The sequence below is a fragment of the Pseudomonas sp. MWU15-20650 genome (assembly GCF_023242475.1).
GTDB lineage: Bacteria > Pseudomonadota > Gammaproteobacteria > Pseudomonadales > Pseudomonadaceae > Aquipseudomonas.
Genome location: NZ_JALJFG010000016.1, coordinates 1 through 11,220, shown reverse-complemented (window position 1 = coordinate 11,220; position 11,220 = coordinate 1). Strand labels below are relative to the sequence as shown.

The following is an 11,220-nucleotide window of genomic DNA, read 5'->3' as shown; positions in this document are numbered from 1 at the left end:
ATTAATGGCGCTAGAATCAGCGCCATTCTTTGCCCGCCCCCTGACACGAGCCCTCTATGAGCTTTGATTTCGACACGATCCACCCACGCCTCGGCACCGGCAGTACCAAGTGGAACCGTTACCCGCAAGACGTCTTGCCGATGTGGATCGCCGACATGGACATTGCCGCGCCACCGGCCGTACTCAAGGCCCTGCACGCGCGCCTGGACCAGCAAGTCCTCGGCTACAGCGTGGCGGGCCCGGACGTGCGTGAAGCCATCGTGGCCGACCTGTGGGCCAAGTACGCCTGGCGCGTGCTGCCCGAAGAGCTGCTGTTTCTGCCCGGCGTCGAGCCAGGTTTCAACATGGCCCTGCATGCTTTCGTGCAGCCCGGCCAAGCGGTGGTGTTGCAAACCCCCAACTACCGGCCGATTCGCCTGGCGCCCGGCCACTGGAACCTGCCGCGCATCGAAGTGCCGTTCGAGTGGGTTGACGGTGAGTACCGCACCCCGCTGCCGGCCATGCGCCAGGCATTGACCGACGCCGGTGCGCTGCTGCTGAGCAACCCGCACAACCCCATCGGCAAAGTGTTCCCGCGTGAAGAACTGCTGGCCGTGGCCAACGCCTGCCTGGAAAACGGCGCGTTGATCATCAGTGACGAGATCCATGCCGAGCTGTGTTTCGACGGCCGTCGCCATATTCCCACCGCCAGCCTCAGCCCGGAGATCGCCCAGCGCACCATCACCCTGATGTCGGCGAGCAAGGCTTATAACGTGGCCGGTTTGAAGACCTGCTTTGCCGTGGTGCAAAACGCCGAGGTGCGCGAGCGTTTCAACAACGCGCGCTGCGGCATGGTCGACAGCGTCAGCCCGCTGGGCCTGGAAGCCACCCGCGCCGCCTATAGCCAATGCAGCGACTGGCTGGACGCGCTGGTGCAATACCTGCAAGCCAACCGTGACTACCTGCTCGAGGCGGTGCAAACCCGCTTGCCGGGCGTGGTGATGCACGCCCCTCAAGGCACGTTCCTGGCCTGGCTCGACTGCAGCGCCCTGGGCCTGGATGACCCACAGCAGTTCTTTCTGGAACAGGCCAAGGTCGGTTTAAGCGCAGGCATCGAATTTGGTGACGACAGCCAGCAATTCGTGCGCCTGAACTTCGGCTGCCCACGGGCGATGCTGGAGGAAGGCTTACGGCGCATGGAAATCAGTTTACAAAACCGCTGACCCCGGCCGGAACCACTCCGGAGGTTTTCAACACACATCTGGCTTAGCCGCCCAGGTGCGACTGAAACCCTCCCGGAGCCGACCGCCGATGATCCTACCGCCACGCCCCCTCCCCGCCGTTGCGTGGAATTTCAAACCCATTACCGGTGAAGTCCCTGCGACGTTGCCGTCCTACTCGACGGACTCCCTGCCCCCACGCCCCACCCCACCCCTGACGAATAGCCGCACCACGTCCAAGAACCGCCAGAAGACCCAATACAAGCAGTTGCTGCAGGCCATGCACCACGCGCTGCCCAACGTACGCGACGAAGCCAAGAAATGGGCCGAAGCGATCGTGTTCAAGTTGACCGGTCTCAAGATAGATGCCGACACCCTCTACCTGAATCGCTTCAAGCAAGCACAAAGTGCCAACACCGTCACCCAATGGGAACATCTCGGCGAAGAACCGACGATATCCCAGGCGTTGCCGGACGCCTTGTTGAGCAACTTCAGCGAACACGACCAACTACCGGGCGTGCTCGACCAGCAGGCCGGCTTGTACACAGCAGGCCGTGGGCAAAGTACCCAAGGCGGCTATGGGGCCGCAAACCAGTTCCCGCTCACCCCTTCCCAAGTGATGCATGAAAGCTGGAAAACCGACTTCCAGGAGCACATGACCAACGCGCTGGAGAGCTTCTGGCGCGACCATGGCGATGACTACCGCACCGCGCTCAAAGGCGAGTTCGTCTATCAGGCACGCCAGCAGCTTAAGGCATACGAGCGTGCCTCACCCGCCGAGCGCCTGAAACTACCGGCCGAGCAACGCTTCACCCATGACGACTATCGCCTGGTGATGGGCGCGGCCTCTAACCTGCCGCTGGATGAGCACCAGGCCCTGACTGTGGATCAACTGCGTGCGATGGCGCCAGTAGAAGGCCAGACACGCATTCACGTATTTGATATCAACGGGTTTCCCGCTAACGACATCCTGCGTTTCACCGCCACCGATTACGGCACCTACGGGCAATTACGTGACCGTCGAGACGGTGTCCAAGTCCTTTATGTGCCAGGGCATAAACCGGCGTTCCTGCGCTTCGACTCCCTGAGCGCGATGGACCAATGGGTGGGCGAGCAAGGTCGGCATGTCGATACGCGCAAAGCGCTGGAGTCACACTTCTGCCTCAGGGATCGGCAGGACAGCGATCTAGGCTTCTGGAGCGATTTCAAATCGTTCATCACCGGCGACTCCCGCTCCAACAAAGGCGTGGACAGCGCCATTGGCTACTTGGCCAGCGGTTACTGGGACACATTGGAAGGTACGGTTATCGACAGCACCAACGTGCGCATTCACGGCGATGTATTCAGCGTGATGAAAGATGCCACGCGCGAGCGCATGTCCCGCGATGCGGACGTCATGATCAAGTCCGACAGCGAAGTCACCCGCGACACCTGGCTTAACGATTTGACGGTGGCCGCGGGCCTGGCGGCCAAGTTCGCAGTGGTCGGCGAACCGATCGTTGTCGGTATCGCTGCCGCTACCGGCCTTGTGGAAGCCGAACTAGGCGTCGAAAAATCGATCACCGGCGACACGCAGGCTGAGCGAAAACAAGGCAGCACTGCCGCACTGGATGGCGCTCTCAACGAGTTGTTCGCCATAACGGGCGGCACCGCGAAGGAGCCTGCCATTGAGCGTCCCACCACGATTCCCGTACACCAGCAGCTTTTCGGCGACGGCCAACAGGCCCTGCTCATCGAACACCCGCTGGGCCCCAGTGCCTACACCCTGCCACGGGCCAATGGATATGACCTGGTGGACCGTGATCGGGTCTATCGTTACCTGAACAACAGGCCGGGCGAGCTCACCGACCTGCAGGCGGCGGAACACACCAGCCCCCTGGAGGGCTTCGAGGCGGTTTGCCCGGTTCCCGCCCTGGGCGGTCGGGTGCGGCGTGGCCTCAACGATGAATGCTTCGTTAAACTGATTGCCGACCTGCCCAAAGCTGAAGAACGGCTGCAAGCGCTGGAACATGTGCGGTTGTTCCCCTCAAAAGCCGGGCTTTTCACCCACGAGCGCACGGTGGTCTACGAAAAACGCCTGCACAACATGATTAAAGGCGACACAGGCCCCCAACTGGTACCGGTCGCGAATGGCAAACGCATCACTTACAAGGCTCAAGTGCGCGGCAAAGTCATTGACGATCCCGATTTCGGCTTTTATGCAGGTGATCGCAGCGGTGCGCTCGCCAAAGACACTCGGGTAGTCAAACTCAGCAGCATCAGCAATGCCAGCCATGATCAACGCCAAGTCAGGGGCGTGGTCGTCACCAGTGGCAGCCAGCAGTACCTGGTGGTAGAGGCTGACACCGCAGAGTTTTATTACGCACCCTTGGATAAAACGCGCACGGGGGATATTACGTTCAAGAAATGCGGGCCTTTTGAACTGAGCCTTGCGCAAGGTTACCGCCAGTTTCTGAGTGCCAATCATGGCGTGCAGACTCTGGATACCGCGTTTGTCGCGTTGCCGCCCCTCAAAAAAGCCTTCAAGCAGCTGCACAACGCAGGTTTCCTCAAAGCCGACATCGACGAACTGAAGCGACAATGCGAAGGCATGAGCCCTGACCAGAAACGCGAAGTCGTCTACCGACTGCAGCAGGCCAATGCCATTGTGAAACCGGATATCGCCTTGCGCCCCCATCGCGTCTCACCGTTGGAGACACCCGCTGGTTTCGAGCAGTGGCCAGAGAAACGGCAAAACCAGTTTTACGCGCAAGCGGCCCGGGACAAAGTAAACCAAGCCCTCAAGGCCACTGGGCTGGGGCCTGGCAACCAGGTGCGTTCGGCCGCCGACCTGGCGAGGGCCGATGCAGCCACGCTGACCCTCGGCTGGTTGCGGCGCACCGCCAACCTGAAAGCATCCAACGCCGGCGACCTGATCATGAAGACCGGCGCGGGCAATTGCGGCGAAATGGCCATCCTGGCCCGGGATATCCTCAACAAGAGTGGCGTCAGGGCCGCAGAGTGGCATGCTGGCGATGCACACGCCTTTACCGTGATCGGTGGCCCGAAAGGCACTATCAGACCGACCGTGGACTTCTGCGAACCGGCCTGGGCAAACGCCTGGATTGTCGACCCGTGGGCTGACATCGCCTGCCCGGCATCTGAATATACCGCTCAATTGCAAGCCACCCTGGAGCAGTGGGACAAGGCTGGCTGGAAAATCCGTGAAGGTATCAAACGCAACATGAGCCCCACGGATCCGGAGTGGATGGACACACTCATCAACCAACCCAAAGGTCCTTATACCCGCGAACCGTACGCCGCTGAACCCGCCTCAGTGCGCCTGCGACCTCCAGCCGGGCCAGCGAACACCGTGCACGTCGCCATGGGCGAATCAACGACCCTGAACACCAGCAACAAAGCGTTATCCACCCGCAGTTTGACCGATTGCTCGGCCATTGCAGTGCTCACCGACTGGGACGGAGCCCACTACCAGACCCGTACCTTGATGCACCTGACCGGCAGCAACCTCGAACTCGGCTTGCGGGGCGGTAATACTCAAGCACTGCTTGACCAATTGCAGACATCCTTGAACAAGGGGGGGCGCGTTATGCTGGTGGGAGGGGTCAATTCGGATTCCCTTCAAGGCATGGCAACCACTATCGGGCAATCGTTTCAGGGCCGGCAGCCGCTCAGGGAACTGCTCAGAGAGCGACCTGGCGTGTCAGTGACACTCGCCGGCTCGCTCGGTATCACGATCCATGCCGACGGCACGTTTGAGCTGATCGAAGGCACGGGCAAAGGCATATTCCCCCAGGATCAGGTCCGGGAAATCTTCAATCGGGTTGACTGAGGCGGGAGGCAGCAAGCCCCTCCCACACAGTGTCTGGCCTTTACAATTTGGCGATAGAGACCTCAGTTGACTTCACAAAGGCAATCACTTCACTGCCCACCTTCAACTCCAGGTCACGCACCGAACGGGTGGTGATGACGGACGTGACAATGCCGGACGCGGTCTGCACGTCGATCTCGGACACCACTTCCCCCAACAGAATTTCCTTGATCACGCCCTTGAACTGGTTGCGCACGTTGATCGCTTTAATGGTCATGTCGGCTTTCCTTTTGGCTGTTGGGTCAATCCGCACGAATGCGCAGGCCCCCAAAATGCGCCACCCGCAACAACATTAAAAGGAATATATAACTATTTATTTATACGATATGGATATATGAGCGAATACTCCTGATTGGCCGCCGAGTTGATCGCGGCGACCCGGTTGGGCTTGCTCTGGCGGGAGTAATCAGCGGTATAGGAACATTGGGTATTATTTCTGACAGAATGCCTTGGCATCATGTCGTTTGCTGGAGGCAACGACCTGCAAGCGCTAAAACAATAAGTGTACACTCCCTGCCATGCGCCAACTGCCGTCCCTCAACACACTGCGCGTCTTCGAAGAAGTCGCCCGCCACCGCAGCTTCAGCCAGGCCGCGGTAAGCCTCAACGTCACCCAAGGCGCAGTCAGCCGTCAGATCAAGCAGTTGGAAGATTATCTCGGCGTCCCCCTCTTCACCCGTACGCCCCAGGGCCTGTCCCTGACCGAAGCCGGCTTCGCCCTCTCCCCGCATCTGAGCGATGCCTTCGACCACATCGAGCGCGCCCTGCAAGCCGTGCGCGTGCCCAACCTGCGCCAGCGCCTGCGCATTGTTGCGCCGCCGACCTGGGCCACCCGTTGGCTCTCTGCGCACCTGCGACGTTTCTGCGAGCGCTACCCGGATATCAACCTGAGTGTCACCCACCAGAATACCCACGCCAGCCTGGCGCAAATCGATTGTCAGATCCGCTTCGGCCTCGAACCCTCGCTCCATTGCAGCAGTGAACTGCTGGTGATGGAACGCCATATCGCCGTGGCCAGCCCGGAGCTGTTCGTCAACGGCCAACCACCCGACCTGCGGCGGTTCGCGCTGCTGCATATCTTGCACGACGGCAAGCGTTTGAAAGTCTGGGAGAACTGGCTGGCGGCCATGGGCCGAACGGACATCGACGCGAACCTGGGCCTGGAGTTCAGTACCTTGGACCAGGTCATCCATACTGCACTGGCAGGCGGGGGACTGGCGGTGATCGACCGGCAGATGATCGAGCGCGAGCTGGCCAATGGCAGCCTGTTGCCGATCACCCCTGTGGAGGTGATCGGCCCTTATGGCTATTGGTTGGATGTGGCGAAGGACAAACAGGGTTTATCAAAAGTTCGGCTGTTTACTGACTGGTTGAACCAGGTGAGCAACCCCTGAAACCGGGGCCTGGATCTTGCTCGCCTGGCTCAAGCTCAACGCCTTGGTCTCCGGCGCCCAGGCCCAAGAAATCAGCCCGCCCAGCGCCAGGATCGCCGCCAGTATGCCCATGGTCGGGCTCACGCCAATTCCCGCCACGCTGATCGGTAACAGAAAGGTGCTGATCGCCGAGCCCAAACGGCTTACCGCCGTTGCCAGGCCAATACCGCTGGCACGCACTTCGGTAGGGAAGCTCTCGACCGGGAAGACTCCGACCAGATTGCTCACCGCCGACAACACCAGGGTAAACACCCCGAACGCTAGCACCATCAACCACACCATACTGCTCGGTAGTACCGCCAGCATAAACAGCGCCACCGCGAGGATGATAAACGAATTGATCAGGAATCCACGGCGGGAGAACTTGATCGTGCACCCAATGCCGATCAGGGCGCCAACGATCAACATCAGATTAAGCACCAGTTCAGTGCCAAACCCTTCGCTCAGGCCCATCTGTTGCAAGATCGACGGTAAAAAGGTGTAGATCGCGAAGTACGGCATCACGAGGCATACGAAGAACAGGCAATTGAACGCCGTACGCTTGCGATACTCCGGGCTGAACAGCACGCCATAACCGGAACAGGTTTGCTTCGATGGTTCCTCATCCAGCACCACATGCTCGCCGAGATGCTTCTTGACCACCGCCCTGGCCTCGGCAATACGCCCGCGATTGACCAACCAACGCGGCGACTCCGGGGTGCCAATACGTGCGATCAGGATCAGCCCGGCAGGAATCGCCGACGAGACCAGCATCCAGCGCCAGGCATCATCGCCGAGGCTGAGCATCGCCGTACCCACAAAGGTTGCCACCACATAGCCGATGGTCCACATTACGCTGAACGAACCCAACAGCACCCCGCGATGTTTTTTCGGCGCAAACTCCGCGAGCATCGCGTGACCGACACTGTAGTCACCGCCCAAACCAATACCGATCAGCACCCGACACAGAAACAGGGCTATGGCGGACTCGACGTAAAATTGCATCACCGAGGCCACCGTGATCAGTACGAAACTGACCAGGAAAATTTTTTGCCGGCCGAGGGTATCGCTAAGCCGGCCAAAAAGCAGGCTGCCTATAAATAAACCGATCAGGGCCGAAGCGCCGATCAAGCCTTGCCAGAACGCATCCAACTGCATCTGCGGGCTGAGTAAGGTAAACGCAATGCCGATCAATCCGAGGATATAGCCATCGGTAAAATGCGCGCCGAAGGTCAGGCCGGCGATTTTCAGGTGAAAGCGGCCAATCGGCAGGTCGTCAATATTGACGGTTGGAACAGTCATGGTGTTCTCCATATTGTTTTTCTTGACGGAGTAACAACCGGTGCCCCGCGTGCACCGGTGTAAAGTCGAAGGTTAAAGCCCCCCCATCAACAGGTATTTGATCTCCAGGTAATCATCCAAACCGTACTTGGAGCCTTCACGGCCCAGGCCCGACTCCTTGATGCCGCCAAACGGCGCGACTTCAGTGGAGATGATCCCTTCGTTGATACCGACCATGCCCGCTTCCAGCCCTTCGGCCATGCGCCACACGCGGCCGATGTCACGGCTGTAGAAGTAGGCGGACAAGCCGAACGGCGTGTCATTGGCACGCTGCAGCACTTCGCTTTCATCGCTGAAGCGCAAACACGCGGCCACCGGGCCGAAGGTTTCTTCCTGCGCGATCAGCATGTTGTCGTGGGCTTCGGTGAGGATGGTCGGTTCGAAGAAAGTGCCACCCAGCGCATGGCGCCGGCCACCGCACAAGAGTTTGGCGCCCTTCTCCAAGGCATCACCCACGTGGGCTTCAACCTTAGCCAAGGCCGCTGCGTTGATCAGCGGACCTTGCTCGGTTTCGCCGTCCAAGGCGCTGCCGACGCGCATGGCGCTGACCGCTTGCGCCAGTTTGCGAGTGAACGCGTCGTACACGCTGTCTTGAATAAAGAAGCGGTTAACGCACACGCAGGTTTGCCCGGTATTGCGGAACTTGGAGGCCATGGCGCCTTGGACGGCAGCGTCCAGGTCGGCATCGTCGAACACGATAAATGGCGCGTTGCCGCCCAGTTCCAGCGAGACTTTTTTCAGGGTGTCCGCCGCCTGGCGCATCAGTAGCTTGCCGGTACGGGTGGAGCCGGTAAACGACAGCTTGCGCACTACGCTGGAGGCTTGCAGCGCACCGCCGATGGCGACCGCATCACCGGAGACGATATTGAAGACACCGGCAGGAATACCGGCCTGTTCGGCCAGCACCGCCAGGGCAAACGCCGACAATGGAGTGTCTTCCGAAGGTTTGAGAATCATCGTGCAACCGGCCGCCAGTGCCGGGCCAACCTTGCGCGTGACCATCGCCAGCGGGAAGTTCCACGGGGTGATCGCGGCAACCACGCCAATGGCTTCCTTGGTCACAAGGATGCGTGCATCGGCTTTGTGAGTTGGGATCACGTCGCCATAAGCACGCTTGGCTTCCTCGGCGAACCACTCCAGGAAGCTCGCCGCATAGACCACTTCGCCCATGGCCTCGGCCAGGGGTTTGCCCTGTTCAAGACTGAGCAAGTGCGCCAGGTCCTTCTGGTTGCCCAGCATCAGCTCGCTCCAACGCTTGAGGCGCTGGCTACGCTCCTTGGCCGTCAATTTACGCCAGGCCGGCAAGGCGCGATTGGCAGCGTCGATGGCCAGGTTAGTGTCTTCAACGCCAGCCCGCTGCACGTCGGCGATCAGCGCGCCATTGGCCGGGTTAAGCACCGGGTAAGTCGGCCCACCGTGGGACCATTGGCCATCGATGTAGTTGCCAGTACGGATCAGCGGGTTCATGCCACGGCCTCGATCAGATTGAAACGGTCCAGGCCCGGGCGGGCCGCACGCAGGATGCGCTTGCCGGCGGTGTAGTCGTTGATCACATCGCAGGGGGTGTAGTTACGTTCGAGTTCGTGCAGCTCTTCGGCATCCAGTTGGGTATCCAAGGCCGCCAGAGCGCTATCAAATTGTGCAGTGGTGTCGGCGCCCACCAGCATTACATCGACGCCTGGGTGGTGGGCGACCCAGGCCTGGGCGATCTGTGCGTTGGAGACACCACGGGCACGGGCCACGCGCTGTACCGAGTGGGCAATCTCGAACGACGCTTGGTCGCTGTACATCTGCTGGGTGAAGAAGTCGGTCTGGTTGCGAGTGGACTGCGCTTCACCGGTGAGCAAGCCACGGGCCAGCGGGCTGAACACCGAGACACCCAGGCCCTGATCGCGGCAGAACGGAATCATCTCGCGCTCTTCTTCGCGGTAGGCGCAGTTCAATTGCAGCTGCATATTGATGGGCTTGACCCAACCGTTGCGCTCACAGGCCATCAGGATCTTCGCCAGTTGGCCGGTCAGCATGGTCGATACACCGATGTAGCGCGCCTTGCCGGAGCGCACAATGTCATTCATCGCACTCATGGTTTCTTCGACCGGGGTGTTCACATCGAAGTAATGCAGCATGAACACATCGACGTAATCCATCCCCAAGCGGCTCAGGGACGCGTCGATGCTGTCCAGGATGTGCTTGCGTGAATGGCCGCTGGCATTGATGCCGCTGCGCGTGCCGTAGCCGACCTTGGTGGTCACCACGATGTCTTCACGTCGTGCCACACGCTTGAGAATGCGCCCTACCACCTCTTCGCCGACACCGGCTGAATAGAAGTCGGCCAGGTCGATGAAGTTGACGCCGTTGTCCAGCGCGTGAGCAACAATGGGCTCGCTTTGTTTTTCGTCAAAGATCCATGGCTTCCAGTCCGGCGTACCCATGTTCATGGTGCCCAGGCACAGGCGCGAGACTTGCAGGCCGGAGTTGCCCAAACGGATATATTGCATGGGGATGTCCTCAGGCTTTTGGCGTGTAGAAAGGGTTGCTGATGTGGTTGACCACGTCCGCCAATTGCGCGGTGTACGGCGTGCCGGTCAGGGCGGCGCGGATAGCGGTGCGGCAGGCGTTGTAGTTGTTCAGGTAGACCGCGTCCAAGTCATCACAGGCCGGGTTGACCCAATTGGCGGTGACGATGGCCCACTCGTCTTCGGCTTCCGGCGGCAAGGTGCCGTCAAGCAAGGCTTCGAGCACTGCCTTGGCGATTCCGGCCTGGGACGCGCCCCAGGTGGCATTGCCATGCAGGTCACTGCCGATGGCGGCCTTGTTGACGTAGAGGGTCATGGGTTTGACCGGGATATTTGGCTGGGCAATTACCATAAACGGGCAATGGCCCTGGCTTGGGGACGCCAGGCTGTTGGCGAACGCCTGGCCGGCCGGGCCGTTGCGTGGGCCGATCAGGATGTTGATGTGGGCCGCATTGACGCCCGGGCCTTCGAAACCTTCGCCGATGTACAAATCAAGTGCTTTCATTTCGCAAACGCTCGTTGTTGTTATGGGGAGCTGGTTGGCGTTTTTTTAGCATTGGACGGTACGACGACCGTAACCATTAAAAGTCATATTGGTGTGAGTTTTTCTCATACCCTCGCTGCGACCAACGATGCCCTCTTGTACGTTGACCACCGTCCCCATACACCATATAGTGTGCCCACAAACAAAACAGACCACTATATAGTGTGCAGCATCGGTATTTACTGACCACACTACGCGCAATATTTCAATGCCGAGTAGCCTGCAAATCGCCTATTTTTTTGGACGGGGTTTCACGCCGTCAGACCAGACCAGGAAGGAGTATTTCAATGTTGAGTTGGGATGAAGTCGACAACGAAGACACCGGTGCAGCGGTGAT

Annotated in this window: 8 protein-coding genes; 3 read left to right on the top strand and 5 right to left on the bottom strand. The window is 59.8% G+C overall.

Going from position 1 to position 11,220, the window contains the following annotated elements:
- Nucleotides 1-56 precede the first annotated feature (56 nt).
- Nucleotides 57-1,202 carry a PatB family C-S lyase gene (locus M5B43_RS14245; RefSeq protein WP_248750708.1) on the top strand — a complete coding sequence of 382 codons (1,146 nt, stop codon included), beginning with the start codon at nt 57-59 and terminating at the stop codon, nt 1,200-1,202.
- An 88-nt stretch (nt 1,203-1,290) separates the two neighbouring features.
- Nucleotides 1,291-5,031, top strand: a complete 3,741-nt coding sequence (locus M5B43_RS14240; protein WP_248750707.1) for a DUF6543 domain-containing protein — start codon at nt 1,291-1,293, stop codon at nt 5,029-5,031.
- 40 nt (nt 5,032-5,071) lie between these two features.
- Here the strand turns inward: M5B43_RS14240 and M5B43_RS14235 are convergent, their stop codons facing one another.
- Complete coding sequence (locus M5B43_RS14235) at nt 5,072-5,287, bottom strand: TOBE domain-containing protein (RefSeq protein WP_003173733.1); 216 nt, start codon at nt 5,285-5,287, stop codon at nt 5,072-5,074.
- 301 nt (nt 5,288-5,588) lie between these two features.
- On the opposite strand from M5B43_RS14235, the gene M5B43_RS14230 reads away from it, so the two are divergent.
- Nucleotides 5,589-6,464 (top strand): LysR substrate-binding domain-containing protein, encoded by an 876-nt coding sequence (locus tag M5B43_RS14230; protein ID WP_248750706.1) that lies wholly within the window; start codon nt 5,589-5,591, stop codon nt 6,462-6,464.
- On the opposite strand, the gene M5B43_RS14225 is transcribed toward M5B43_RS14230, so the two are convergent.
- From M5B43_RS14225 to fae, 4 genes are all read right to left on the bottom strand, one after another.
- Entirely contained in the window at nt 6,414-7,784 is a 1,371-nt protein-coding gene (locus M5B43_RS14225) for an MFS transporter (RefSeq protein ID WP_248750705.1), read from the bottom strand. The genes M5B43_RS14230 and M5B43_RS14225 overlap by 51 nt on opposite strands.
- Nucleotides 7,785-7,856: 72 nt before the next feature.
- A complete protein-coding gene (locus tag M5B43_RS14220) occupies nt 7,857-9,290 on the bottom strand; it encodes an NAD-dependent succinate-semialdehyde dehydrogenase (protein WP_248750704.1) in 1,434 nt (477 codons plus the stop codon).
- On the bottom strand, nt 9,287-10,321 hold the full coding sequence (locus M5B43_RS14215) for an aldo/keto reductase (protein WP_248750703.1): 1,035 nt from the start codon (nt 10,319-10,321) through the stop codon (nt 9,287-9,289). Before M5B43_RS14215 ends, M5B43_RS14220 begins: the two co-directional genes overlap by 4 nt.
- Nucleotides 10,322-10,331: 10 nt before the next feature.
- Entirely contained in the window at nt 10,332-10,844 is a 513-nt protein-coding gene (fae, locus tag M5B43_RS14210; RefSeq protein WP_248750702.1) for a formaldehyde-activating enzyme, read from the bottom strand.
- Nucleotides 10,845-11,220 lie beyond the last annotated feature (376 nt).